We start from the raw sequence: 25209 nt of genomic DNA, 5'->3' as shown, positions 1-25209 counted from the left end.
AACCCTACTCATTAAACAGGCTGCCCAGGTTGATGCTCGGCCCGCTCCCACTGCTGCTACTGCCAGTAGAAGGCAGATACTGGGCAATCTTCTTGGCCAGATTCATGGCGGGCATCGTCTGGAGCCACACCCGGCCCGGCCCACGCAGGGTCGCCAGGAAGAGCCCCTCGCCACCAAAGAGGATATTCTTAAAGCCGCGTACCATCTCCACATCAAATTGCACGGTTGGTTCGTACATCGCGACGTGGCCGGTATCCACCTTAAGCATCTGATTGGCCTCAAGGGTATACTCGACAATCTCACCATCAAGCTCGACGAAAGCCAAGCCAGGGCCGGTGATCTTCTGCATAATGAAGCCTTCGCCACCAAAGAAACCCGCCCCCAGCTTACGCCGGAAGTGCAGATCGAGGGTGACGCTGCGCTCCGCGCACATGAACGAGTCCTTCTGGCAGATCATCTGCTGGCCGCTGCCCAGGTTAAGCGGCACGATCTTACCGGGGAACTCGGCGGAGAAACCGATGATCCCCATTCCTCCCTGCGAGGTGAAGCTGACCATAAAGAGCGACTCGCCGGAGAACATGCGCTTGAAGGCACCGCCTAAGCCGCCCTCCATGTTGGTCTGCATGTTGATGTTGGCGCTCATCCAACTCATGCCACCGCGCTCGGAGAAGATGGTCTGGTTGGGGGGCAGTTCGATCACCACCGCCTGCATGGTGGTACCGATGATCTTGTACTTGAGGCCACTGGCTCCCTGACCAGCGCCGACAATGGCGGGATCGGGCAGATCAATCCGTTCACCGGGGTGGTTATCATAGACATCGGCCATTGTCTGTGACTCGCTACCGCCACTAGGTGCCATTGGGGCGGATGTGGTGGTTACGGGCGTGCCACAGGTGGTGCAGAAACGGGCATTCGGGGCGAGCTCGGCGTCACAATTGTTGCATCGCATGAGAGATGTCTCCTCTCCAATGCGCCCAATGGCGCATCACTTGCATATCACTGTTGCATTGTACGTCGTTTGGGCAATTTTTGTTTCCGTTTTGCAGCCAAACGGCCACGTAGCATCCAAATAGTGCTACGTGGCCGTTTGCTGGTGTGGGTCTGGGGGCGGCGAAGCCGCCCCCAACGATCATTCATTGTTGGTGTTGTGTGGCGGCGAAGCCGCCACACAACACCAACCACCTACCCTTGGCTGCCCTTACTGAGGGTAGCCAAGAAATCAATATTGGTCTTGGTTTTGGCCATCCGGGTGAGCATCAGTTCGGTGCCTTCGTTATCACCGAGCATACTCACCATACGCCGCAAGGTCCAGACCTGACGCAGTGCATCGGGGCTAAGCAGCAACTCTTCGCGGCGGGTGCTGCTGCGCTGGATGTCGAGGGCCGGGAAGATGCGCTTCTCGGCCAGTTTACGATCCAGGTGCAACTCCATATTGCCGGTGCCCTTAAACTCCTCATAGATCACGTCGTCCATACGCGAACCGGTATCTACCAGACATGTGGCGATGATCGTCAGCGAGCCACCGCCCTCAATATTACGCGCCGCACCAAAGAAACGCTTGGGTGGGTAGAGCGCAACCGGATCAATACCGCCGGAGAGGGTGCGCCCGCTCGGTGGCATGTCCAGGTTGTAGGCGCGCGCCAGACGGGTGATCGAGTCCATCAGGATGACCACGTCCTGCCCGCCTTCAACCAGGCGCTTGGCGCGGTCGAGGGTCATCTCGGCAACCTTGGTGTGATCCTCTACTGGCTCATCAAAGGTCGAGGAGATGACATCACCCTTGACACTACGGCGCATATCGGTCACTTCCTCAGGCCGCTCACCGATCAGGAGCACCATGAGATGAATGTCCTGATAGTTGGAGGTCAGGCCATTGGCAATCGCCTTGAGTAGCATCGTCTTGCCCGCTTTGGGTGGCGAGACAATCAAACCGCGCTGGCCGCGCCCAATCGGGGCGATCAGGTCAACCAATCGCGTATGCAGCAGATTGGGTTCGGTTTCGAGCTTCATTTGCTCATTTGGGAAGATGGGCGTGAGTTGATCGAAGGAGGGGCGTTTGCGGGCAGTTTCGGGGTCAACCCCATTGATCATCTCGACCCGCAAGAGTGAATAGAAGCGCTCGCTCTCCTTGGGAGGGCGAATCTGGCCCCAGATGCGGTCGCCGGTACGCAAACCAAAGCGGCGGATCTGTGATTGGGAGACATAAACATCGTCCGAACCGGGCAGCATGCGGTCGCCGCGCAAGAAGCCGAATCCATCCGAGACGATATCGAGAATGCCATCACTGAAGGTGTTGCCCTGCTCTTCGGATTGTGCCTGAAGCAGCTTGTAGATGAGATCCTGCTTTTTGAGCCCGCTAAAGCCAGTAATATCAAGTTTGCGGGCCATCTCGCGCAGGTCGCTGAGAGTCTTGGACTCCAATTCTGCGACATTCACGACGGGTTTCTCCTTGCGGTCACATAGTACTCTGAGGGTGTTGTGGGTGCAGGTGGATGACAGCGCGGAAGGTACTAGACGAGGAATTGTCTTTTTAGCGGGTCGACTCGGGCATCAACGCTGATCGAGTGACGAGCGGATGGGACACGTCGTGTCGCTTGCGCTGCACTAGGACTCTAGCCTACGGACGTTAGGTGCGGAAACAAAACCATGAAAGCCTACGACCGGCCTTCACACGCGCCGCGCATATAGGTTGCTGCGTGACGTGAGCGAGATTAGGTGCAATGGGACACAGAAGAATGGGGAGTGATGGCCAATGCGTTGGTTGCGACATTGACACAACCCGAAGAGGTTTGCAGGAATCTTCCCTGCTCCTTCGCGGAAGTATAGCATATATGTCAATGATCTGCAACTTTTCCAAATCCCTTTGACATGCGTGCATATGGTTTGCTATACTTTATGACGCAGTGTGTAAAAAACCATATCGCAAGGAGGCCACGACGATGGAGTACGAGCACACCGATGAGATCAAGATGCTGCGCCAGACAATCCGCGACTTTGTGGACAAGGAGATCCGTCCGATCGCGCATGACCTCGACGAAGAGGAACGGGTACCGTTTGAGGTAGTAAAGAAGGCTGGCGAATTGGGGTTGCTCGGTGTGCCATTCCCGGAGAAGTACGGTGGTTTGGACATGGGCATCACCGGCTACTGCGTGTTAATGGAGGAGTTGAACCGTTCCTGTGCGAGCACGGCCACGATCATTGGCGCTCATACCCAACTCACCGCGATGAGCATCCACTTGGGTGGAACCGCAGCCCAAAAGGAGAAGTACCTCAGGGCACTGATCAAGGGCGAGATGATCGGTGCGTGGGCACTCACCGAACCCAACGCAGGCTCAGATGCAGCCCACTTGCAGACAACCGCCGAGTTGCACGGCGATGAGTGGGTGCTGAATGGCCAGAAGATGTGGATCACGAACGGCAGTTTTGCCGATGTGATCGTCGTCCATGCGGTCAATGATCGCCACAAGGGAGCACGGGGTGGTATTACAGCCTTTATTGTCGAGAAGGATACTCCCGGATTCCGTGTTGGTAAGGTCGAACACAAGATGGGCCTCAAGGCGTCGCACACGGCCAGCCTCTTCTTTGAGGATTGCCGCGTATCGGCGGAGAATGTGATTGGTGGGGCACATGGGGTGGGGCACGGGTTCCCATTAGCAATGAAGACGCTGGATATCGGTCGGGTGGGCCTCGGTGGAAGCAGCGTGGGTGGGGCCAAAGAGGCATTTGAACTGAGCCGTAAGTATGCTGTCGAGCGCCATCAGTTCGGGCGTGCTCTGGCCGATTTCCAGGCCATCCAGTTCAAACTAGCTGAAATGGCGGTCAAGATCTATACCATGGAGCAGATCGTCTACGATTGCGCCCGCTTGGTTGATGCTGGGAAACCAGCTACCCTGGAGAGCAGTATTGTCAAGCTCTACTGCACCGAGATGGCCAGCCAAGTGATTGATGAGGCGATCCAGATCTATGGTGGCATGGGCTTCTCACGTGAGGTGCCACTTGAGCGGATGTACCGTGATGCACGTGTCACACGTATCTTTGAGGGTACCAACGAGATCCAGAAGAACGTTATCGCCCGCGAGATCCTTAAAGAAGTTGGCCATAAGATGAAGATGTAAACGATTTGGCCCCGTCGGAGTAGAGACGCAAGATATTGCGTCTCTACTCCGTTGTTTTGGTTATACCAATCTGCTACAATTACCCGCGTGTATATTGATATACATAAATTTAATGGTTGATGCGAACCAAAATGATGAGGAGCACTCGATGAAAGCAGCGGACTTCAACATGCAGCAGGCGCTTCAGTTCCACCCCCAGGATGGATTACTGAAACTTGGTGATAGCCGAGTGATCGTGATGGGCACCGAGGCGATAGGTTCGCTCTACCAGGAGTTGTTTAACGTCGGTGATATCATTGCGGCTCAGGTGGTGATGCGCCGCTTTGGCGAAGCCAATGGCCGTGAGCGGGCACGTATGGTCAAGGAGATGTTCAAGCCAGAAAGCCAAGAGGAGTGGTTGGCTTTTGGTCCCACCATTCATGCCTGGGAAGGTGTGGGCTTGCCCAAGTTGGCCGTATTTGAGCATGATGCCGCTGCCAAGAAGTTTCGTCTGCTGGTGGAGTTTAAGGATAGTTACTTGGCTGAGCAGTATGTGCGCGTGATGGGCCCGGCGACTGAGCCGGTTTGCTGGCAGTTGGCGGGCTATATTGCTGGGTATTGTAGTGTGGTCTTTGGGATGGATCTGCACTGCCGTGAAACCAAATGTGTCGCCAAGGGCGATCCGCACTGTGAGTTTGATACCCGCCCGCGCCACGAGTGGCTCTAAACCCCGTTCTGTGCCTGCGTCGGCTCTGCCACCGCTGTTCTGTGATCAACAGAACAGCGGTGTTTGCTTGATGGATGGACATCACTACCCACGCGCAATATCACGCACCAGATCGGTAATTGAGAGTACACCAATTGGGCGCACGCCGCCTTCGGCATCTTCAATCACCACCACCCGATGAATATGGCGCTCCATCATACGGCGGCTGGCATACTGAAGCGAATCCTCAGAACGTACCGAAACTACATCCGTGACCATAATGTGCCCAGCGGTGAGGCCGCGCCAATTCTTCCAATATTGCTCGTAGAGGCGGGCGTTGACGAGATCGGTACGTGAGATCAGGCCGATCATGTTGCCAACTTCATCCACCACTACCAATGCACTAATATCTTGTTCGGTCATCTGGCGGGCGACATCCTGAACCGGCGTGTCACGCTGGCATGTCAACACGCCACGATGCATCACTTCACTCACCGTGCGCTCCATCAGGGCATCCTTTCAGCGGTATTGGGACGTTCATTGGGTTAAGGGTAGTGTACACTGTTTGGCATACTCGGTCAAACCGTTGACGTAGCCCCTCCTCGGTGCTATCATATCCGCAGTACCTTCAAGATGGATCGCGATGACGAGGACGAGTAACCCGGCAACCACCGCCAGGGAGGGGGCGTCAGAGACTGGAAACGCCTCTCGGTATGGAACTGGGCCAAAACCACCTCCGAGCGGGCCTCGGAACCCCCAGCGGGTAGTATGAGGCCACGGGTTGCGCCCGTTACAGCGCCCCAGAGTGTGCATCATACCCATGGTGCATCGAATGTGGGTGGAACCACGAAGCAAACCTTCGTCCCATGCGGACGCGGGTTTTTTGGTGTTTAGGAGTAGTTGACTCATGTCGCAACGTCCACCACGTCGCCGCGTGCCGCGCCCGGTACGCCGCCGCCCACCGCGTCGGGGGTGTCTCAATCAGTTGCTGGTGCTCGCGACGGTGCTTCTGGTTGGCGTGGCGATCTATGGCTTCTTCCTGCGCCCGGCACTCAGTAGTATGCTCGGTGCGCAGATCAGTGAACGGATCGCCCCACTAACCCAGGCTGAAGCGTTGGGCGACGCCGCGCTGCCCGGTGTGATTGCAGCCTTGCCCTCTGGCCCGGTGGTGGTCGAGCAGGCCCAGGCAAATGCCTTCCTCGCCGATCATCAGGGGGACTATGGGCCGCTGGAGCAGGCGCAACTCCAGTTTCGCCCCGGTGAGGCCAGCGCGAATGTGCAGGCGCTGGGGGTGCGCGGGGTGGTGCGCAGTGGGGTGGCGGTGGTGGATGGCCGCATCACGCTCGTCAATCCCCAGATTGATGGCCCGCTAGGGCTGATCGTCTCCAGCCAGGATCTGATCAACCCGTTGCTGGATCGCTTGAATGCCGAGTTGGCCAATCAGGGCCGCGTGATTGAGGATATTCAGATTGAGGATGGCCGCGTGGTTGTGATTACCCGCTAAGGCTTTCTCTATAGAAACAGGAGGCTCCTAATGCCCGTCTCACCCGACAATGACCCCTACTACCGTCTGCGCCACTCGTTAGCCCATGTGATGGCCGAGGCGGTCTTGCAGATCTTCCCCGAAGGCAAGGTGGCGATTGGGCCACCGATTGAGCATGGCTTCTACTACGACTTTGATCTGCCGCGTGCGCTCACGCCAGAGGATCTGGGCGCTATTGAGCATGGCATGCAGAAGATCATTGCCGGGAACTTCCCCTTCACCTACCGCGAGGTGAGTGCCGCTGAGGCACGCCAGATCTTCGCCAACCAACCCTACAAGTTGGAGTTGATTGATGGCCTCTCCAAAGGGCTTGATGAGAATGGCGAGACCCACCATGGCGATACGGTCATCTCGACCTATACCCACGATACGTTTGAGGATCTCTGTCGTGGCCCGCACCTGGAGCATACCGGCCAGATCCCCGCTGAGGGCTTCAAGCTGATGAGTATTGCCGGTGCCTATTGGCGTGGCGATGAGAAGCAGAAGCAGTTGCAGCGTATCTATGGGACGGCGTGGAATAGTAAAGCCGAGCTTGAGCAGCATATCCACAATCTGGAAGAGGCCAAGCGCCGCGACCACCGCAAGCTGGGCAAGGAGTTGGGCCTCTTCTTCTTCTCCGAGGATGTGGGGCCAGGGTTGCCGCTCTTTACGCCCAAGGGCGAGATCCTGCGCTACGAGATGGAACGTTATGTGCGCGAGGTGCAGACGCGCTACGGCTACCAGCATGTCTGGACGGGGAATGTGGTCAAGGAGCAACTCTACCACCGCTCTGGCCACTACGAGAACTACCGCGATAGCATGTTCCCGCCCATGGTCGAGAGCGAAGATCTGGTCTTCCGGCTCAAGCCGATGAACTGCCCCAGCCACATGACGCTCTTCAACCAGATGGGCGTGATCAGCTACCGTGATCTGCCTATGCGCTTTGCCGAGTTTGCCACGCTCTACCGCTACGAGGATAGCGGGGCCTTGAATGGCTTGACCCGCGTGCGCGCCTTGACGCAGGATGATTGCCACATCTTCTGTCTCCCCGACCAGATTCAGGAAGAGTTCAACCTGGCGCTCAACCTGATTCGTGAGGTGCTGGAGACCTACCACTTCAGTGACTATAAGGTGCGCCTCTCGCTGCGTGGCGATACGGGCAAGTTTGTGGCCGATGATGAGAAGTGGGAGCAGGCCACCAGTGCGCTGCGGGCGGCGCTCGATGCCAACGGGGTTGAATATACCGAGGAGGAGGGCGAGGCGGCCTTCTATGGCCCCAAAGCCGACTTCCTGGCGCGGGATGTACTGGGCCGCGAGTGGCAACTCAGCACGATCCAGGTAGACTTCATCCAGCCCTCGCGGCTGGGCTGCGAATATATCGGCGAGGACAACCAGCCCCACACGCCGGTTGTGCTACACCGCGCCGTAACCGGCACCACCGAGCGCTTCCTGGGCGTCCTGATCGAGCACTACGCCGGAGCCTTCCCACTCTGGCTGGCCCCGGTGCAGGCGGTGATCATCCCGATTACCGACAAGCAGATGGAAGCCGCCCAAGCGGTGCGCCAACGCCTGATGGCAGTCGGGATGCGGGTTGAAGTGGATAACAGCCGTGACCGCATGCAGGGCAAGATCCGGCGCGCCCAGTTGCAGAAGATCCCCTATATGCTTATAATCGGCAACAAAGAGCTAGAAGCCGGTGCGGTTGCTGTGCGCATGCGTTCCGGCGAAGATCTCGGTGCAATCCCAGTAGACGACTTCATCGCCCGCGCCCTGGAAGAGATCAAAACCCGTTCGTAAGGTCATACTGACTTCCGGGAAGCTCTAAGCTTCCCGGAAGCTGGCCTACCATGAGTAACTTCATAAACCCCTCATCGCGAAGGAGACCCGCATGACCGTCGAGTCCGATACTCTGGTGGAGGCCGCCCGCCGTTTCGGTGAGGTCATCGCGGCGGAGCGCGCCTCAACTGTTGCTGCCCTAGAGGCTGAACGTGCGGCGACGATCAAGATCATTGCCGCGCTACGCAAAGAGAATGAGCGTCACGCCCGCGCATCGGGAGGCAAGTTTGTGGTTGGGTTGCTCCTCGGTGCCGCGATTGGGGCCGCCGTGGTGAGTATGGCCGTCTCTGAACCGGGTGAAGAGACACGGGTGAACTTCAAGCTCAAGGCCGATGACCTGCGTAGTACCCTGACCAAACGGGTGCAGGTGGCGATTGAGGCGGGCAAACGGGCGGCAGCGGCGGCGGAACAGGAATTGTGGGCGCAATACCGCCAGCGGGTTGCGCCAAGCACATGAACGACAACTGTTCACGATAGAGGGAAATAAAAGCCTCATACTGACGCAAAGGCGCAAAGACGCAAAGGGTTTAAGAGGGGTCTATCTTGAAAGCTTTGCGCCTTAGCGTCTTTGCGTCAAAACCAAAATGCTAGAAGAAGTGTGAACAGTTAGCATGAACGCCGAAATCATTGCCATAGGCTCCGAGTTGCTGTTGGGGGCGACCGTAGACACCAACAGTACCTACCTCGCTCGCCAATTGGCGGCGGCGGGGATCAACCTCTTCCGCAAAGCGGTGGTGGGCGACAATACCGAGCGCATCGCGGCCATGGTGCGTGAGGCATTGGAACGGGTGGATCTGGTGATCTGTACGGGTGGGTTAGGCCCAACCGTGGATGACGTGACCCGTGAAGGGGTGGCGTTGGCCTTGGGACGCGAGTTGGAGTTTTATGAGGAGTTGCTGGAACAGATCGCGGCGCGTTTTGCGGCCATGAACCGCACGATGAGTCCCAGCAACCGCCAGCAAGCCTATTTGCCCGCCGGTGCGCGAGCGATAGAGAACCCACGTGGCACCGCGCCTGCGTTTCTGGTTGAGGATGTGCGGGGCACCGTGATCGTATTGCCCGGTGTGCCCCACGAGATGCGCTACCTCTTTGAGCATGCCGTGGTGTCCTACCTGCGCAATGAGCGTGGCATCACCAGCGTCATCCTGGTGAAGACGCTGCACGCGGTGGGGTTGGGCGAGAGCGTGATCGGCGAGATGGTGGCCGACCTGATGCAGGCCGAGAACCCCACGCTGGGCATCTCGGCCAAGCAGGCGCACTACGAGTTACGGATTGGTGCCCGCGCTAACAGCTACGCCGAGGCCGAGGGGTTGGTGGCGCAGGTGGAGGCTACCATCCGCGAGCGTCTGGGCAACAACCTGATCGGCGCTGAAGCGCTGGCGGAGCGAGTGGTGCGGATGTTGACCGAGCGTAACCTGACCCTGACGATCTACGAGGGCACCCTGATGGCCCCGATCTACCGGGCGTTGAGTGCAACCCCGAATGGCCTCGATCATGTGCGTGGGGTACTCATCCATCCGCTGGATCGCCCGACCGACGAGCATGGGGCTGCCTCGCTGGCGTTGGCCGGGGCGATCAGTGCCGCCGACCGCTGGCGCAGTGATCTGGGGTTGGCGGTGCAGGCGTCGAGCACCAGTGATGAGCGCGGCTTCACGGCGGTGAGCGTGGCGCTCTGCACCTCCACCGGAGTACACCAAGTCACCCGTTCCTACGACCTGAACCAGCCGGAGGGCTGGGAGTTTGTGGGTACGCTGGCGCTTGATCTGCTGCGCGAGTATATGATGTCTGATACAAATGCTGCATCCATTTGAGTCGCTGGCGCGTACAATAGATATCGCATAGACGATGCGACCCTGATACAAGGGAGGCTTCATCATGGATATTGGACGCGCCTTCAGTTTTGTCTTTGAGGATGAAGAGTGGATCACGATTATTCTCATCGGTGGCCTGATCATGCTCGTGCCCATCCTGGGCCAGATCGTGTTGCTGGGGTTTCTCTTTGAGACCGCACGGAATGTAGTTATGGGCCAGAGCCGCCCCTTGCCGCGCTGGAACCATCTGGGTGAGACCTTCACCAATGGCTTGCCCACCTTCGTGATCCAGATCGTCTACTCGCTGCCGGTTCTATTGCTCGTGTGTGCCTTCTCCTGCTTCCTCATGCTGAGTGGCGGGGCAATGGGGCGCAATGAAGATGCCATCGCGGGGATGGCCATGTTGAGCATGTTCTGCTTCATGCCGCTGATGCTGATCATCGCCCTGGTGCTGCAACCGATCACCCTGGCGGCTATGGTGCGCCATATTCAGACCGGCGAACTCAGCCCGGCACTCAAGGTTGGCGATGTGATCGCCATGGTGCGCAGTAACCTGAGTGGTTGGCTCATCCTGTGGCTGCTCCAGATCCTGTGTGGTCTGGTGGCGAGTGTGGGGAGTGTTGCCTTTGGCGTGGGCGCACTCTTTACCAGCGTGTATGCCGCCGCTGTCTTTGGCCACCTGCTAGGCCAGATGACGCAACAGACGCTGCCCGCCGGGATGCGCCCGTTGTAGGTGGCGAGGTTGCGCCTCATATCTCAATTGGTGTTTGGCGGCAAAGCCGCCAAACACCAACAAAAAAAGATCTTCGGAGGTGGCTGCACCACCCTCGAAGATTATTCGCCACCAAAAAATGAAGATTGAGAGGGGTGGAACCTATGGACAATGTGAAGATCGAGGCCAAAGAACTCCTCTACCCCTCGAACCTACTCACGATAAGTCGGCTACTCCTGCTCCCGGTGACACTCTTCTACCTTGGGCGCCCGGAGCGGCGGCGCGAGGCATTGGCGTGCTTCGCGTTTACGATGTTCACCGACGCGATAGACGGGCCAATCGCACGTTCGCGGGGTGAAGTCTCGCGGCTGGGCGAGTTGCTCGATCCGATTGCCGACAAACTCGTGCTTGACTCAACCGCGATCATGCTCTCGCGCACACGCGGCTTTCCCTGGCCGATCACCGGATTGATCCTCTTCCGCGACATCGGGATTCTGCTGGCGGCATTGGTGGTGTTGGGGCGGCGCGCTAAGATTACCACCGCCCAATCGAGCGGCAAAGCCACGACGGTTGCGCTCACCGCCGCCACACTCGGCTATGTCGCCGACGGGCCACGCAGTGGGCGGCCACTCCTCTGGATCGCGATGATCCCCTTTGGGATCTCGTTTGTGCAGTATGGGGTGCGCTTTATCCGCCTGATGCGGGGGCAGAATCACCCCTCCGGGTCAAACTCCCCCTGACGATTCTCACCCTGGCGAATTGAGGTTGGGGTCTCGATCCAGCCGCGCCGCAGCGCGAAGAGTACCGCCTGGGTACGATCATTGAGCGAGAGCTTGCGCAGGATGGACGAGATATGATTCTTGACCGTCTGGGTACTGATGCTGAGTGAGTCGGCGATCTCTTTATTACTCCCACCAGCCGCAATACGCTCAAGCACCTCGATCTCACGATCACTGAGTGGGGTAAAGATGGGGAACTCGGCAGCGGGATCGATACTCGTTGCATCAGGCAGGCTACGGAACTGCGAAAGCACCCGCTTGGCCACCTGAGGTTCCTCAAGCACCACATCGTTAATCACATACTCGCCGCGTGTCACCCGGCGCAAAATATCCACCAACGCTTGGGGCTTCACATCCTTGGAGCGATACGCAGCCGCCCCGGCACGTAGGGCATTAAAGGCTTGCTCATCGCTCTCGTGCATGCTGAGCATCACCACGCCGATGCTGGGATACTGCCGCCGCACCTGACGGGTCAGGTCAAGGCCATTCATTCCCGGCAGATTGAGATCAACCAGCATCGCATTCGGCTCATGGTTGGGGCCAGCCGCCTCTAGCCACGTCAGCGCCGCCTCAGCACTCGCCGCCTCACCCACAATCTGAATATCCTCCTCCGAAGAGAAGAGCGCCCAGCGCACCCCCTGACGAAAGAGCGGGTGATCATCAACGATCAGCAGCTTTATGGTAGGGTTGGTGGGCATGGGAGCGGCTCCTTTCCGAGTGTGCTGAGCCAATGCAGATAGGTCTGCTCTGGATCGCTCAGGCCATTGATCCCTGCGGCACGCAGCAGACGATAGGTTTGGGCAAGCGGCAACCCCACTACTGCGGTATAACTTCCACGCACTGCCCGCACTAAGCGCCCACCCAAGCCCTGAATCCCATACGACCCCGCTTTATCGAGGGGCTCGCCGGTTGCCACATAGGCATTGATTTCATCCACACTCAGCGCTGCGATCTCCACCTCACTCACGACCAGATCAAACCAGATCCGATAGGAGTGTGCTGAACATGAGATCGGAAGAGTCTCGCCCGCCATCACATGGGCCAAGGAGATCGACTCGTGCTGGATGACACACAAACCAGTATAGACCATATGGCTACGCCCGGAGAGTTGGGTCAACATCTGGTACGCATTGTGGAGGTCACGCGGTTTATTCAGCACCTGCCCATCAATCATCACAATCGTATCGGCACCGAGGACGGTCGTATGGTGTGGAGAGAGAACCGCAGCGTGACTCGCTTTGCGCCATGCCAGGAGTGAGGGATGAGTAGTATGAGGCAGTGGAAAAGGCGGCAATGCAGCGAGAACAGCGGAAGGTACAGGATCATCACGATCTTCAGCATCGCTAATCAGGGTATGGTAACTCGGACCCAGAAGCCCAAGCAACTCGTGACGACGTGGCGATCCTGATGCGAGCACGAGACGAATCTGATCGAGCTCGATGGGCAGTGGAGGTTCCACTGATGACATAGGTATGTGTGGGTATTGCAGCTTGCGTAGGAAGCGATAGCGCCGATCATATCATGCTGCCCCGTAATCTGCAAGCCCCGCATCCTTTATAACTGCTCAAACGGTATACCTGTGATGCTCCCAATTCTGAGATCAAGGAGAACCCGTATGCAGACCCCACGCCGCCGTTCGCTATCTAAGCTCAACCCGCCCGTGATCACGCTCTTGTTTGGCCTCATGATGCTGCTCTTTCTCGTTGGGTGTAACAACCAAACAACCAGCACGAGTAGTAGCCGCACCCCAGTGGCGCAGGCCACTCCTGAACCAACAGCAAGCATAAAGCCCTCCCCGACATCCCAGAATAGCGAGCGAATGCACACGCTGGCGATTGGCAGCACGGTGAGTGTTGCCGAACTGACCGGCACGCTTGATGTTGCCTATCGTACCTGGATGATCGCCCTGACGACCTACGACATCCCCACCGCTGAGTTGCTCTATCGTCCGGTTGCGAGCACTAACCCACAGCAAGAGATTGAAGACTCTATGGATCTGCTGAAGTCTGTTCTATCTGGCACTGCGCAACCGGAGTTAGGCGATTTTAATGATCTCCGTGAATCGGGTGCTTATGTGGATGCCAATGATCCAACGCTCCACCACGTAGTGACCCAGATCATCTTTGAAAAGGGCGAGGTCTGTTTTGAGGGTACTGCCGCCGAAGATGCCGATGGCTGGCATGTGCGCTCCTGGGGCATGATCAGTACGGAGGAGTGTCAGGTGGCCTTAGAACAGATCGCCATTCAAAACTGAATGAGCGTATCTTTTTACCCTGCTGAAACGGTATAGATAGTGCAAACTCTGACTCACCGTAGTAACACAGGAGGAACCCAATGAGCGACCGCGTCCTTTCGACTGGTACCGCCCGCAACGCCATTTCACGTTTCCAGAACATCGTTAATGGCCCGCTGCTCGACCAGATCAATGAACTGCACGCCCAGGGGCAGATTCTCTCCGATGCGAACAATTGGGATGGCCAGTTGGCCAGCCAGTTTCGGGGCTACTGGGCCGAAACCAACGGCAAGCTGCGCACGGTGCAGCAGACCCTAGAGGAGATGCGCCGCCAAATCGCCCAGATCAATCAGAACATTATGCAGGCAGGTGGCAACTCGTAGGGGCGAAGCATCGCCCCCAATCCAGCCTTCATTCCCCATCCATATAGCGGGCGATGCTTCGCCCCTACCCAAGCACCAGCGCCACGCAGCGCTGGTGCTTGATCCTCAGAGGTGCCTATGATTAGTTCGGCATGCCCTCCGAATATGCTCTTCTTTGTTCAAACCCTGAGCGCCCACGCCGATGAACTTGGCAACCAGAGTCGCCGGGTGGGTGATGCCGTCGCCCATGCAGCGGCACGCTGTCAGGAGTATTCGCTCGGTAGCATCCCTAGCATGAGTGGGCGACTGATGCGCTTGAGCCGCCGCAATACCGAGTTGGCCAACCAAGTCCGTGGGGTGGCCACCACGTTCAGTATTGCTGATCGTCAGTCCCTCACCCTGGGCACAGTCGGAGCATCCCCGCCGAGTTTGTGGCAGCAGGTGGCGAGCCTCCAACAAGCTACGCAAGAGTGGGTGGCGGATGTCGAGCGCGGGATAGGGGTGGTGAATGACTCGATCACCAACCTTGATCGCTGGGCTTGGAATACGATGGCATTCAGTCTCTTAGAAGCACTGCGCGAACTTAATGCGAGTGAGGATGTAGATTTCAGACATATTCGGCCAGTGCTTATAGATCTGGCAGCTATGCTGGGCTTGATCATGGTTGGGGATGGCGAATGGCTCTTCAAACCCAATCAGCCCATGGAACAACTGAAGATCATCCACCAAGGCTTCTGGAACATGGCCTTCAACAAGGTTGATCCGGCCATCCTGCTGCCCTTGGCCGAAGAGATCGAGCGCCTCAATCTGCGGATGCGCGGAACCCTCTTTGCTGCGCCGCATGCTCGCCCCCAGCCTTGGCGCGAGTTCTATGTCTGGGCGATTGATGCGTTTGTTGGTTCACAAGTCAATTATACAACTGGACAGATAGACCTGCCCGCATGGTCGCTGATGGCCGGTGAGCATAGCGCGATCAGCCCCTACTATAACGAGCAGGTGACATGGCAGCAGATCCAGCCCCATGAGCATATCATCGCCATTTGTGGCCTCGATCCGGGGAATATGCATGCGGCTCCCAACGGATTAGTCGCGGTGCTTCTCACCGCCTACGGCCATGATCCGCTCAAGCATAGCTACTACCAACTGGTCAAGCAGCGCTTCCTGGCCTACTTGGATCACATCCCCCCCGGCGACACACTCAACTTCACTGGCCATAGTATGGGCGGCGGGATGACCATGATGCTGCTCAATGACCCAGAGATTCAGCAACGCCTGCTCGCGGATGGGTATCAGATCCACAGCATCACCACCTATGGCGCGGTGCGCCCGGAAGACCCGCAGCGCAACGGGTTCCCACCCAGCCAGCCGAGTCCAGAGATCGCTACCCTCTTGGCCAATACCGAGGTGCGTTTCTATGTTGATCCAGAGGATCGTTTGGCCATGAATGTCGGTGCTGGGCATCTTGATGCCAATGGTATGCCCTTGCCAAATGTCTATTTTGTGGAGAATAACAAGCTCGACGACCCGATCCAGGCGCATACCAGCTACGATGATCCGAAGAAGTATCGCGAGTTACCGCCTGAACTCCAGCAACTCCCGTTTGCGGTTGACTCGCCATCCTTCCATAGCTGCCGCCATCCCGATCAGATCCCCTTACTCGATAATCCACCCCCGATGCCTGATGAGCCACCGGAGATTACGTTGCCGTTTGGGTAGGCAGGCTCACCCAGAAGCGGCTACCCTGGCCAATCTGACTCTCTACCCCAATCTGGCCGCCGTGCAGGTGGATGATCTGGCGGGCGATGGCGAGTCCTAGCCCACTGCCGCCCTGCCCCCGACTGCGGGAACGGTCGGCACGCCAGAAACGCTCAAAGACGTGCGGTAGATCGTCGGCGGCAATTCCCGTACCCTGATCGCTGATTGCGATCAGCACATGCTTGGGGCGCTGTGGATCACGTTCGGCATTCACATGGATTGTGCTACCTGCCGAACTGTGGCGCAGCGCATTGGCCAGGAAGTTGGTTAGCACCTGAACAATCCGTTCGCTATCTGCCTGGATACGGGGCAGATCGGGGGCGATCACGAGGCTCAGGCTCACCCCTCGCGCATTGGCGGGTTCGCTGAAGAGACTGCTCATCCGCATGAGGAGCGGCTCGACCAAGATCGGTTCGAGGTGCAAACGCAGGTGCCCCGATTCGGCCAACGAGAGTTCGCGTAGATCATCAACCAGACGGTGCAAGCCGATGGTGCTGTCATAGATCGTGGCAATCTCGGCCTTGCTCAGTGGGTAGACATCATCCAAAATGGCGCGCAGGTTGCCCTGGATGACGCTCAGGGGGGTACGCAGTTCGTGGGCAATATCGGCGACCATGTGGCGACGCTGTTCCTCCGCCGCCTCTAGTGCCGCTGCCATCTCGTTGAAGGCGCTCCCCACCTCGGCCACCTCCTCCGGCCCCGCTTGGGCAACTCGTTCATCAAAGTGGCCCAGCGCAATCCGCCGCGCCGAACTGGAGAGTTGGGCGAGTGGTGCGGCAAGGTTGCGCGCCACGATCAGACCGAGTAGTATACCGATCACTCCGGCTACCAGACCAGCCTGGATGATCGCTAGATTGATTTGGCTCAGAAAGTGCTGCGCCGCCTGTGAGAGCGCCGCACTGGTATGCTGCTCGGCAACCAGATAGCCCACAATCTGGCCTGCGGCAACCACCGGGGTGGCTGTGCTGAGTTGCCCTTGACTCAATCGTCCACCCTGGGTTGGGTAAATAATCTGCCCGGTCGTATCAGCCAGGATCAGGCTTATCGTGTTGCGCCCCATCCCCTGGCCGCGCCCCATCCCCTGGCCATGCGCCGGCCCGCTGTTATTCAGATACGCCTCCAGAATGGCCGTGGCTGCGGCCCAACCAGCATCGCGCTGGTACGCCGCCCCCAGACTCTCAGGTAGCCCGGAACTCACCACTTGGCTCTGGGCTAGGTAGTTGCGAAAGGTCGAATCGGCTTGGAGGTTGGTGAGCCACGCCACCGTTAGAACGCTGACCAGAATGACCGCCGCGAAACCGAGACTCAGTTGCACCCAGAGTTTGCGCATACTCGTCTACTCCTGGCGCAGCCGATAGCCCACCCCATAGACGGTCTCGATCAGGGGGGCCGCGTGGGGGTCGCGTTCAATCTTTTTGCGCAGATTCTTGATGTGGCTATCAACTGTGCGTTCCATTCCCGCGTAGGCATAGCCCAATCCCTGCTCGATCAGATCTAAGCGGGTGAAGGCATGGCCGGGATTGCGCATCAGTAGCGCCAGCAGATCAAACTCGCTGGGGGTCAGATCCAATGGTGCCCCGGCGAGCGTGGCGCGATGTGCGTCCAGATCAAGGTTGATCGCGCCATAACTGAGGCGTTGGGGTAACTGGGGCGGCCCAGCGCCGCGCCGCAAAACCGCCCGCACTCTGGCGACAACTTCACGCGGGTTAAAGGGCTTGCCGATATAGTCATCGGCTCCCAACTCCAAGCCCACGATGCGGTCGGTATCTTCCACCCGTGCAGTCAACATAATGATCGGCATCCCACCCAGATGCGGGTCGCTACGCAGCGTCTGCACGATACTATACCCATCACGGTCGGGCAGCATGAGATCAAGCACAAGCAGATCGGGCCGCTCGGTACGAGCGAGACGCAGGGTAGCCTCGCCGTCATAGGCAGTGAGGATGCGATAGCCAGCTTGTTCCAGATACGAACTCACCAGTCGCACGATCTGGCGGTCATCATCGGTGACGAGGATGGTCTGCATATATGGTGCCTCATCTGGTGGAGGTTTGGGGGCGGCAATCCGCCCCCGAAGAATTTTTTGGTGTTGTTTGGCGGCGTAGCCGCCAAACAACACCAAAAGAAGGATTCTGCGGGTAGTGTAGCAGATGAGTATGGAGAAATGGTGGAGATTGGGGGCGGCGCAAGCCGCCCCAAGATACAGTTAGGGGCGTTGTGGTGGCATAGCCACCACAACGCCCCTCAAACCAAGCCGTCGCTGAAGGAGCGATCTTACGCCGCGTGCTTGGCAGGCTTGCCCTCTTCGGTGCCCTCGACCTCAGCCTCGATCTTGGCGACCGCATCGCGTGGCATGACGGTGCGGAAGATGCTGCGGAAGGTGGTCTCCCAGTTGGCCAGCACCTCAGCCGCGCGGGGGCTGCCGGTCAGTTCGACGTGACGGCGCAGCAACTGAAGCACCCGGGTCTCATCACGCGAACTCAGCGGTCGCAACTCGATCAACTGCGGGTTGTAGCGCTGGGCCAGTTTGTTGTGCTCGTCGAGAATGTAGGCGACACCACCGGTCATACCCGCCCCGAAGTTACGCCCGGTGGAACCGAGGATGACGACTGCGCCGCCGGTCATGTATTCGCAGCCGTGGTCGCCCACGCCCTCCACAACAGCGACCGCGCCGGAGTTGCGGACGGCGAAGCGCTCGCCGACCTGCCCAGCGACGAAGAGTTCACCGCCGGTGGCCCCGTAGAGCAGGGTGTTCCCAGCGATCACGTTCTCGTGCCAGGGGTAGCTCGCCTTTGCGCTCGGTGCGATGGTGATCACCCCGCCCGACATACCCTTACCGACATAGTCGTTGGCGTCGCCACGCAGGTGCAACTCGACACCGGGGGCGGTGAAGACACCGAAGCTCTGACCGGCACTGCCCTGGAAGGTGATCTTGATCGTTCCGGCGGGCAGCCCCTTATCGCCATAGATCTGGCCAATCGCACCACTCAGGCGCGCCCCCACCGAGCGGTGGCGGTTGCGGATGGCGTAGGTCAGCTCGACCGGCCCGCGTGCCGAGAGGGCACTCTTGGTATCCTGGATGATCTGGTCATTCAGGCTATCCTCAGATGGGAGGTGGTTGGCCTGGCCCATATGGCGGATGTCGTTGCCCTCGATCAACTTGGCCGCGCCCAGCAGTGGGGTGAGGTCAAGCAGATCGGCACCCGGCAGATCGCACTCCTTCTGGCGTAACAGGTCAGCCCGACCGACCGCCTCATTCAGTGAGCGCAGGCCGAGCGAAGCCAGGATCTCACGGATCTCCTGAGCCATGTAGCGGAAGAAGGCCATCACCATCTCCGGCTTACCGGGGAACTTGGCGCGCAGGTCGGCGCGCTGGGTGGCGATACCCACCGGGCAGGTGTTATTGTGGCAGGCACGGGCCATAATACAGCCCTCGGCGATCAGTGCCGCCGTGCCAAAGGAGAACTCGTCGGCCCCTAGCATCGCCGCGATCACCAGATCGCGCCCGGTCTTCATCCCACCATCGGCGCGCAACCGTACCCGCCCGCGCAGGCCGTTGAGCACCAGCGTCTGCTGGGTCTCGGCGAGGCCCAACTCCCAGGGGATACCGGCATTCTTGATGCTGCTCAGTGGCGAGGCACCCGTGCCACCATTGTTGCCACTGATCAGAATCACATCCGAGTAGCCCTTGGCGACACCCGCCGCGACCGTGCCGACACCGGCGGTGGCCACCAGCTTGACCGAGACGAAGGCATTCGGGTTGACCTGCTTGAGGTCGTAGATCAGCTGGGCCAGGTCTTCAATGCTGTAGATGTCGTGGTGCGGGGGCGGCGAGATCAGTGCCACGCCGGGCACTGTGTGGCGGATGCGGGCGATCTCCTCGTTGACCTTGTGGCCGGGCAACTGGCCACCCTCACCGGGCTTGGCACCCTGAGCCATCTTGATCTGCAACTCGGCGGCGCTGGCCAGATAGGCCGGGGTGACACCGAAGCGCCCGGAGGCTACCTGCTTGATGCGGCTGTTGCGCTCATCCTTAAAGCGCTCGGCATCCTCGCCACCCTCACCGCTGTTGGACATACCACCCAGGCGGTTCATGGCGATAGCGAGCGTGACATGCGACTCAGAACTGGTCGAACCGTGGCTCATGGCCGCCGTCGAGAAGCGCGCCAGGATCGCCTCGATAGACTCAACCTCATCGAGCGGCACGGGCGGGCCAGCCGCAATCATATCGAGCAAATCGTGTGGCTCGATAGGCGTGCGGCCATTGACCAACGCAGCATAGCGGCGGTAGGTCGCGTAGCCATCCTCGGAGGGCGTGGGGCTGCTGTTGTCATGCTCCAAGGCGTGATCGCTCTGCACGGCGCGGTGGAGCGCCTGAACCACGGGCGGGCTGAAGGCGTGGGACTCGCCATCCTTCTTGAACTTGTAGAACCCAGGGTGGGGCAGCAGCGTCGAGTCTTCGCGCATCGGGAAGGCGCGCCGGTGGCGTGCCAGCATATCGCTCTCCAGTTTAGCGAAGGAGATCCCGCCAATGCGGGTCGGCGTACTGACAAAGCACTGGTCAATCAGTTCTTGCGAGACACCGACAGCCTCGAAGATCTGGGCACCACAGTAGCTATCTAGCGCCGCGATGCCCATCTTGGACATCGTCTTGAGCAGACCCTTCTCTAGGGCGTGGATGAAGTGATGCTCGGCTTCATTCGAGATCGCCACCAAACGTGCCGCATCCGGCTCACCGGGCATCGCATCCTTGCGCTTGCGCTCCTTGAGCACATCACGGTCTACCGCGATCTGGCGCACACTCGCCAGGGCCAAGTAGGGGTTAATCGCCTCGGCCCCATAGCCCACCAGACATGCGAGGTGATGCACCTCGCGCATCTCGCCCGTCTCCAGGATGAGACTATGCAGCGAGCGCAGACCCGTGCGGATGAGGTGGTGATGCACCGCACCAACCGCCAGGAGCGAAGAGATCGGCGCGTGGTCGGCATCAACACCCTTGTCGCTGATGATCACCATGGCCGCGCCACCGCGCACCGCCGCTTCGGCATCCGCGCAGAGCCGGTTGAGCGCCTCGATCAGGCTCGAACCCTTCACCGGCATGAGTGAGGAGACGGTGACACTCCGCAGACGCGGATCTTCAACCTGACGCAACGCCTCCATCTGGGCATTGGTGAGTACCGGCGAGATGAGTTGATAGAGGTGACAATGCTCCGGCGTCTCGGCGAGCAAGTTCCGGCGAATACCGACCGCCACGCTGAGCGACATCACCAACTCCTCACGCAGTGAGTCAATCGGCGGGTTGGTAACCTCAGCAAAGCGCTGCTTAAAGAACTGGAAGAGCGGGCGGCCCAACTCAGCCTGCGACAACACCGCAGTCGGCGTATCATCACCCATCGAACCAACCGGCTCTTGACCGGTCATCAGCATGGGCTTGAGGACAACCTTCAACTCCTCAGAGGTATAGCCAAAGGCCATCTGGAGCGCACTGAGCAGCGCCGGATCACGCTCTTCGAGCAGCGTGCTATCCTCCAGATTCTCCATCGCCTTCATATGCTCGCCGAGCCAGCGATCATAGGGCTGCTGGGTGGCCAATTGGGTCTTAATCTCATCGTTGGTATAGAAGGTGCCGGTGAGCGTATCTACCGCGATCATCTGACCGGGGCCGAGCTTACCCTTACGCACCACACGGGCATCATCAATCTGCACCGCACCCACTTCGGAGCCGGAGATCACCAGACCATCATCGGTGACAATATAGCGTGCCGGGCGCAGACCATTGCGGTCGAGCGTTGTCCCCACGATGCGACCATCGGAGAACGTAAGCGCAGCGGGGCCGTCCCATGGCTCAACCAGACAAGCGTGGTACTGGTAGAAAGCGCGCAATGCGGGGTTCAGATCGGCAATCTTCTCCCAAGCTTCGGGCACCAGCATCGTCATCGCGTGGCGGATATCGCGCCCAGCGATCACGATCATCTCCAGGGCGTTATCGAGTTGGGACGAATCGCTACTAGTGGTATCGAGCACCGGAGTGAGCAACGCCGACTCATCGGAGCCACCGGGGATAAAATCTTCCGGTAGACGCAACTCAGCCTCACGCGCCCGCATCCAGTTGGCATTGCCCTGGATGGTATTGATCTCACCATTGTGCGAGAGCATACGGAAGGGCTGCGCACGCTCCCAGGTCGGGAAGGTATTGGTGGAGTAGCGCTGGTGATAGACCGCAATCGCGGTGAGAAACTGGGGATCGCGCAGATCGGTGTAGAACTCAGCCAGATTGGTGCCGAGCAACAGACCCTTATAGACCACCGTGTTACACGAGAGCGAGGGCACATAGGCGAGCAGCCCCTTGGAGGCAAAGATCGCCTCCATCTGCTTGCGAGCCAGGTAGAGCCGACGCTCATCGGTGGTGGTGGGGCCAGCAGCGGGGCGCTCGATAATCGCCTGCATGATCGTCGGCATCGCCGTCAGTGCGCGGGCACCCAGCGCATCAGGATTAACCGGCACGGAACGCCAGGTGAGCACCCGGAAGCCACGCGCCTCAATCGCCTCAGCCGCAATCTTCTGCGCCTCAGCACACTCAGCTTGGCTCTGAGGCATAAAGAACATACCCAGCGCGAGACGATCCGGCTCAGCCGTCAGATCACGAGTGGCCAGTTCGCGCAACAGCAACTCACGGGGTAACTGCACCAAGACACCAGCCCCGTCACCCGTCTTGGCATCATCCGCCACAGCACCACGGTGCTCAAGATTACAGAGCGCCTCAAGGGCCATCGAAAGCGTGCCATGATCGGCCTTGCCATTCATTCGCGCAACAAAACCGATGCCGCAGGCATCATGCTCAAAACGGGGGTCATAGAGACCGTGGACATCTCGCTCAGGAAGTTGCATTGTTGTCACCCTCACAACTGGCTGAAAAACACACAAACGCTCGCTATAGCCTCAAGGACATTGAGGTGGAGCGAGCGCCATTGTCGTATCAGTTGGGTACCGCACAAGTGCGGCAGATAGCCAAACGGCCCCCGGTGCGCGTCGTCGTGCGAAAGGGGGCGCACCGCAGTGTCGAAACACCGGGTGGATCAGATGAGGAGCCGAGCGAACCGCAGGTTTAACTAGTGGATAGTGCCTACCAAAAAATACGGGAACTCAGGATGCCGAGTTCTCGTTGGAGCGTCTTTGCGCCAGGGCAGAGGGGACAAGTTAAACATCGGTTTGGTATCACATCGAACTATACTCGCTTGTCTAACTTCTGTCAAGCCGAGTTAGACAAGCAGACAAACCGGGAAGTTGTAAACTTGAGATTACCTAGCAGTATCGTTCAGGGGCTGGGCGGCGTTGTACTCGTCTTCACGCTAGCAGCACCACCCAACCAGCAATCGCGGTAATCATGCACAAAATTGCGCATTGTTCGCGGAGCGCGGCCAAGCAATCGCGTAGCGTCGGGTGTCACGGTCGCGGTCAACCCCAACCGAGCCGTGGTATAGATCGCAAGCATTACCAGCACAAAATCCCATTCGTAGCCACGCTGTCGCATACGCCGGATGAAGGTAAGCACCGAGGAGGGCGGATAGACGATCTGGCGATCAAACTCCTCGGTCATGATCTGCGCAACCGTCGTATAGGTCAGTGCGTCCGCGCCGGTGAGTGGATACGCTCGCTGATCATGCCCTGAGGAGCACAGGATTGTCGCCGCAATCTCCGCGATGTCGCGTACATCAATAAAACTTGTGCGTCCGTTACCAGCCGGAACGTCAATCTCACTTCGCTCACAAATAGTTTCACGGTGGATCGTGCTCAAGTTCTGCATGAAGAAACTGGCGCGCAAGAATGTCCACGGGATACCTGACGCCTGGATCGTGCGTTCGATCTTGTAGTGTGGCACAAAGCGATTGTGTTCAGCGCCAAGTAACGAGAGAAACACGATCTGTTCGACCCCCGCCCGCTGCGCCGCAGTAATGAACGGCGCGATGGTGGTGCGAATATCGGTGATCGCTGGTGGTCGAACCAGAAACAGATGTCATAAACCGCAGGGGCTAAAGCCCCACGGCTTGTGCCTCAACCCGAACGCCGAAGCGTTGGGATGGACACCATAGGCTGTATGACCGCAGCCCGCTCGCGGATATTCAGCGCCGCGTTATGGTCAGCAGGAGCGCTATGGCCGCACTGCACACAACAAAATTCAGCCTGCGAACGCCGGTTCGCTCGCGCCCTATGCCCGCACGCATGGCACGTTTGGCTCGTGTAGGCCGGGTCGATCACGCGCACGGTCACGCCGGCCATCTTCGCCTTGTAGGCGATACCGGCGCGAAGCTGCGCGAAGGCCCAATTGCTGTGTCGTGCTCGTTGCGTTGGCCCCGTAACCCTCGCCCGCTGGCGAATATGGGTCAGTTCCTCAAGCCCAATCGCCCGCTTCGTGCATTCTGCCTTCGCAACCAGTTTCTTGCTGATCCCGTGGTTCACGTCTCGTTGATACCGACGCTGCCGTCCCGACACCTGGCGCAAGCGACGCTTGGCCGACTTCGTACCAACCGCTTGCAGCGCCTTCTTGCGCCCCGCGTACCACTGCCGCTTGCGCTCTACGTCCTTGCCGGTATAGGATTCACCGTCACTATCGGTCGCAAGGTTGACGATGCCCAGGTCTACCCCAAGCACGTCGTCAACTTCTTGCTCGGTCGGTTCGGGAATATCGCAGGTCGCAAGCACGTACCACGCGCCTTTGCGGTAGACCAGATCGCTCTCGCCGTGCTGGTACGCAAGGAAGGCGCGTTGCCGTTCGCCGGTCAGGAACGGGATCGACAGCCGCCCGTCGAGGGTCCAAATGGACACCTTGCGCGCCGGCAAGGCCCACGACAAGATCCGGTCGTCATAGGCAATGCTGCCATGTCGCCGGAAGGTGCGCATGGTCGTGGTGTCGAGCTTGTAGGCATCTCCGACCTTCGCGATCACGCGGATCGCCAACTGCGACGACAGCCCGTAGGTTGCACGAATGCTCAAGTAGCACAACTTTTGCAAGTCAAACTTCTTGAAGGTGCGCGTATTCCACGCAAGCGCACTTACCGCGTCACACGCCGCGTTCGCCGCCTCAAGGGTGCGCAGCAAGGCGTCTGCCTGCGCGGCGGTGGGGGTGAGTTTGACTTGTGCGATGAGCTTCATAGCAAGAAGTATATCACAACAAGTAAGGAACGATCAAGCGATGATAACCAGGAGCCGGACTCGCGGCGCGTCTATCCGAGGTGCGATTCCTCCGTGCGCCGCGCCCGCGTTTCCTCCGCGAGGGCTACAGCCCTGCGGCTTCCACGCGGGTCTTTTTCTGGTAACTATTCACTAGTCCGTAAATTAAGACCTCTTGTGTTCTATCGCCACGTCACTTAGACTGGTGGCATGAAAAAACAGCACCTCACC

21 protein-coding genes are annotated in these 25209 nt (G+C 58.9%); 11 read left to right on the top strand and 10 right to left on the bottom strand.

Features of this window, described 5'->3' with window-relative positions:
- Positions 1 to 4: 4 nt before the first annotated feature.
- Both EKD03_RS06740 and rho read right to left on the bottom strand, forming a co-directional pair.
- Positions 5 to 949: a TIGR00266 family protein gene (locus tag EKD03_RS06740; protein WP_129628901.1), complete on the bottom strand. Its 945-nt coding sequence runs from the start codon at positions 947 to 949 to the stop codon at positions 5 to 7.
- Positions 950 to 1182: 233 nt separating this feature from the next.
- Entirely contained in the window at positions 1183 to 2436 is a 1254-nt protein-coding gene (rho, locus tag EKD03_RS06735) for a transcription termination factor Rho (RefSeq protein WP_129628899.1), read from the bottom strand.
- A gap of 503 nt (positions 2437 to 2939) precedes the next feature.
- Between rho and EKD03_RS06730 the strand changes: the two genes are divergently transcribed.
- Both EKD03_RS06730 and EKD03_RS06725 read left to right on the top strand, forming a co-directional pair.
- The gene (locus EKD03_RS06730) at positions 2940 to 4115 is read left to right on the top strand and encodes an acyl-CoA dehydrogenase family protein (RefSeq protein ID WP_129628897.1); all 1176 of its coding nucleotides are present in this window, start codon (positions 2940 to 2942) and stop codon (positions 4113 to 4115) included.
- A 148-nt stretch (positions 4116 to 4263) separates the two neighbouring features.
- Entirely contained in the window at positions 4264 to 4821 is a 558-nt protein-coding gene (locus tag EKD03_RS06725; RefSeq protein WP_238613422.1) for a XylR N-terminal domain-containing protein, read from the top strand.
- An 84-nt stretch (positions 4822 to 4905) separates the two neighbouring features.
- Here EKD03_RS06725 and EKD03_RS06720 read toward each other — a convergent pair whose 3' ends face one another.
- A complete protein-coding gene (locus tag EKD03_RS06720; RefSeq protein ID WP_129628893.1) occupies positions 4906 to 5307 on the bottom strand; it encodes a CBS domain-containing protein in 402 nt (133 codons plus the stop codon).
- A 400-nt stretch (positions 5308 to 5707) separates the two neighbouring features.
- On the opposite strand from EKD03_RS06720, the gene EKD03_RS06715 reads away from it, so the two are divergent.
- The 6 genes from EKD03_RS06715 (at position 5708) to EKD03_RS06690 (ending at position 11421) form a co-directional block, all read left to right on the top strand.
- Positions 5708 to 6304 carry a hypothetical protein gene (locus tag EKD03_RS06715; RefSeq protein ID WP_129628891.1) on the top strand — a complete coding sequence of 199 codons (597 nt, stop codon included), beginning with the start codon at positions 5708 to 5710 and terminating at the stop codon, positions 6302 to 6304.
- A 30-nt stretch (positions 6305 to 6334) separates the two neighbouring features.
- The gene (gene thrS, locus EKD03_RS06710) at positions 6335 to 8119 is read left to right on the top strand and encodes a threonine--tRNA ligase (protein WP_129628889.1); all 1785 of its coding nucleotides are present in this window, start codon (positions 6335 to 6337) and stop codon (positions 8117 to 8119) included.
- Positions 8120 to 8210: 91 nt separating this feature from the next.
- Positions 8211 to 8615: a hypothetical protein gene (locus EKD03_RS06705; RefSeq protein ID WP_129628887.1), complete on the top strand. Its 405-nt coding sequence runs from the start codon at positions 8211 to 8213 to the stop codon at positions 8613 to 8615.
- 154 nt (positions 8616 to 8769) lie between these two features.
- A complete protein-coding gene (locus tag EKD03_RS06700; protein ID WP_129628885.1) occupies positions 8770 to 9969 on the top strand; it encodes a competence/damage-inducible protein A in 1200 nt (399 codons plus the stop codon).
- A gap of 64 nt (positions 9970 to 10033) precedes the next feature.
- Entirely contained in the window at positions 10034 to 10702 is a 669-nt protein-coding gene (locus EKD03_RS06695) for a DUF4013 domain-containing protein (protein WP_129628883.1), read from the top strand.
- A 143-nt stretch (positions 10703 to 10845) separates the two neighbouring features.
- Positions 10846 to 11421: a CDP-alcohol phosphatidyltransferase family protein gene (locus EKD03_RS06690; RefSeq protein ID WP_129628881.1), complete on the top strand. Its 576-nt coding sequence runs from the start codon at positions 10846 to 10848 to the stop codon at positions 11419 to 11421.
- Here the strand turns inward: EKD03_RS06690 and EKD03_RS06685 are convergent.
- The gene (locus tag EKD03_RS06685; protein ID WP_129628879.1) at positions 11394 to 12158 is read right to left on the bottom strand and encodes a response regulator; all 765 of its coding nucleotides are present in this window, start codon (positions 12156 to 12158) and stop codon (positions 11394 to 11396) included. The two genes, EKD03_RS06690 and EKD03_RS06685, sit on opposite strands and share 28 nt — an antisense overlap.
- On the bottom strand, positions 12137 to 12928 hold the full coding sequence (locus tag EKD03_RS06680; protein ID WP_174842825.1) for a Maf family protein: 792 nt from the start codon (positions 12926 to 12928) through the stop codon (positions 12137 to 12139). Before EKD03_RS06680 ends, EKD03_RS06685 begins: the two co-directional genes overlap by 22 nt.
- Before the next feature lie 147 nt (positions 12929 to 13075).
- Here EKD03_RS06680 and EKD03_RS06675 point away from each other — a divergent pair, with 147 nt between their 5' ends.
- The 3 genes from EKD03_RS06675 to EKD03_RS06665 all read left to right on the top strand — a co-directional run bounded on the left by EKD03_RS06675 (position 13076) and on the right by EKD03_RS06665 (position 15771).
- Positions 13076 to 13714, top strand: coding sequence for a hypothetical protein (locus EKD03_RS06675; RefSeq protein WP_129628877.1), 639 nt, complete (start codon positions 13076 to 13078; stop codon positions 13712 to 13714).
- An 80-nt stretch (positions 13715 to 13794) separates the two neighbouring features.
- Positions 13795 to 14076, top strand: a complete 282-nt coding sequence (locus EKD03_RS06670) for a WXG100 family type VII secretion target (RefSeq protein ID WP_129628875.1) — start codon at positions 13795 to 13797, stop codon at positions 14074 to 14076.
- A gap of 117 nt (positions 14077 to 14193) precedes the next feature.
- Positions 14194 to 15771 (top strand): hypothetical protein, encoded by a 1578-nt coding sequence (locus tag EKD03_RS06665; RefSeq protein WP_129628873.1) that lies wholly within the window; start codon positions 14194 to 14196, stop codon positions 15769 to 15771.
- On the opposite strand, the gene EKD03_RS06660 is transcribed toward EKD03_RS06665, so the two are convergent.
- From EKD03_RS06660 to EKD03_RS06635, 5 genes are all read right to left on the bottom strand, one after another.
- Positions 15752 to 17140 (bottom strand): sensor histidine kinase, encoded by a 1389-nt coding sequence (locus EKD03_RS06660; RefSeq protein WP_129628871.1) that lies wholly within the window; start codon positions 17138 to 17140, stop codon positions 15752 to 15754. The genes EKD03_RS06665 and EKD03_RS06660 overlap by 20 nt on opposite strands.
- 6 nt (positions 17141 to 17146) lie before the next feature.
- Positions 17147 to 17836: a response regulator transcription factor gene (locus EKD03_RS06655; RefSeq protein WP_129628869.1), complete on the bottom strand. Its 690-nt coding sequence runs from the start codon at positions 17834 to 17836 to the stop codon at positions 17147 to 17149.
- A 248-nt stretch (positions 17837 to 18084) separates the two neighbouring features.
- Positions 18085 to 22698 (bottom strand): glutamate synthase large subunit, encoded by a 4614-nt coding sequence (gene gltB, locus EKD03_RS06645; protein WP_129628865.1) that lies wholly within the window; start codon positions 22696 to 22698, stop codon positions 18085 to 18087.
- A gap of 427 nt (positions 22699 to 23125) precedes the next feature.
- Positions 23126 to 23764, bottom strand: a complete 639-nt coding sequence (locus tag EKD03_RS06640; protein ID WP_274542401.1) for an NmrA family NAD(P)-binding protein — start codon at positions 23762 to 23764, stop codon at positions 23126 to 23128.
- Between the two features lie 98 nt (positions 23765 to 23862).
- Positions 23863 to 24960 carry an RNA-guided endonuclease InsQ/TnpB family protein gene (locus EKD03_RS06635; protein ID WP_129628860.1) on the bottom strand — a complete coding sequence of 366 codons (1098 nt, stop codon included), beginning with the start codon at positions 24958 to 24960 and terminating at the stop codon, positions 23863 to 23865.
- Positions 24961 to 25209 lie beyond the last annotated feature (249 nt).

It is taken from the genome of Candidatus Oscillochloris fontis (genome assembly GCF_004138135.1).
Classification (GTDB): domain Bacteria; phylum Chloroflexota; class Chloroflexia; order Chloroflexales; family Chloroflexaceae; genus Oscillochloris; species Oscillochloris fontis.
Note: the sequence above shows the minus strand (reverse complement) of the source record. Positions and strands in the feature narration are given on the sequence as shown.

What these genes read in the sequence shown, in the direction of transcription:
- EKD03_RS06700 (WP_129628885.1), top strand. Translation starts at nt 8,770, where the DNA reads ATGAACGCCGAAATCATTGCCATAGGCTCCGAGTTGCTGTTGGGGGCG.
- EKD03_RS06680 (WP_174842825.1), bottom strand. Translation starts at nt 12,928, where the DNA reads ATGTCATCAGTGGAACCTCCACTGCCCATCGAGCTCGATCAGATTCGT.
- EKD03_RS06725 (WP_238613422.1), top strand. Translation starts at nt 4,264, where the DNA reads ATGAAAGCAGCGGACTTCAACATGCAGCAGGCGCTTCAGTTCCACCCC.
- EKD03_RS06740 (WP_129628901.1), bottom strand. Translation starts at nt 949, where the DNA reads ATGCGATGCAACAATTGTGACGCCGAGCTCGCCCCGAATGCCCGTTTC.
- EKD03_RS06675 (WP_129628877.1), top strand. Translation starts at nt 13,076, where the DNA reads ATGCAGACCCCACGCCGCCGTTCGCTATCTAAGCTCAACCCGCCCGTG.
- thrS (WP_129628889.1), top strand. Translation starts at nt 6,335, where the DNA reads ATGCCCGTCTCACCCGACAATGACCCCTACTACCGTCTGCGCCACTCG.
- EKD03_RS06730 (WP_129628897.1), top strand. Translation starts at nt 2,940, where the DNA reads ATGGAGTACGAGCACACCGATGAGATCAAGATGCTGCGCCAGACAATC.
- EKD03_RS06720 (WP_129628893.1), bottom strand. Translation starts at nt 5,307, where the DNA reads ATGGAGCGCACGGTGAGTGAAGTGATGCATCGTGGCGTGTTGACATGC.
- EKD03_RS06685 (WP_129628879.1), bottom strand. Translation starts at nt 12,158, where the DNA reads ATGCCCACCAACCCTACCATAAAGCTGCTGATCGTTGATGATCACCCG.
- EKD03_RS06665 (WP_129628873.1), top strand. Translation starts at nt 14,194, where the DNA reads ATGATTAGTTCGGCATGCCCTCCGAATATGCTCTTCTTTGTTCAAACC.
- gltB (WP_129628865.1), bottom strand. Translation starts at nt 22,698, where the DNA reads ATGCAACTTCCTGAGCGAGATGTCCACGGTCTCTATGACCCCCGTTTT.
- EKD03_RS06660 (WP_129628871.1), bottom strand. Translation starts at nt 17,140, where the DNA reads ATGCGCAAACTCTGGGTGCAACTGAGTCTCGGTTTCGCGGCGGTCATT.
- EKD03_RS06715 (WP_129628891.1), top strand. Translation starts at nt 5,708, where the DNA reads ATGTCGCAACGTCCACCACGTCGCCGCGTGCCGCGCCCGGTACGCCGC.
- EKD03_RS06695 (WP_129628883.1), top strand. Translation starts at nt 10,034, where the DNA reads ATGGATATTGGACGCGCCTTCAGTTTTGTCTTTGAGGATGAAGAGTGG.
- EKD03_RS06690 (WP_129628881.1), top strand. Translation starts at nt 10,846, where the DNA reads ATGGACAATGTGAAGATCGAGGCCAAAGAACTCCTCTACCCCTCGAAC.
- EKD03_RS06670 (WP_129628875.1), top strand. Translation starts at nt 13,795, where the DNA reads ATGAGCGACCGCGTCCTTTCGACTGGTACCGCCCGCAACGCCATTTCA.
- EKD03_RS06655 (WP_129628869.1), bottom strand. Translation starts at nt 17,836, where the DNA reads ATGCAGACCATCCTCGTCACCGATGATGACCGCCAGATCGTGCGACTG.
- EKD03_RS06705 (WP_129628887.1), top strand. Translation starts at nt 8,211, where the DNA reads ATGACCGTCGAGTCCGATACTCTGGTGGAGGCCGCCCGCCGTTTCGGT.
- EKD03_RS06635 (WP_129628860.1), bottom strand. Translation starts at nt 24,960, where the DNA reads ATGAAGCTCATCGCACAAGTCAAACTCACCCCCACCGCCGCGCAGGCA.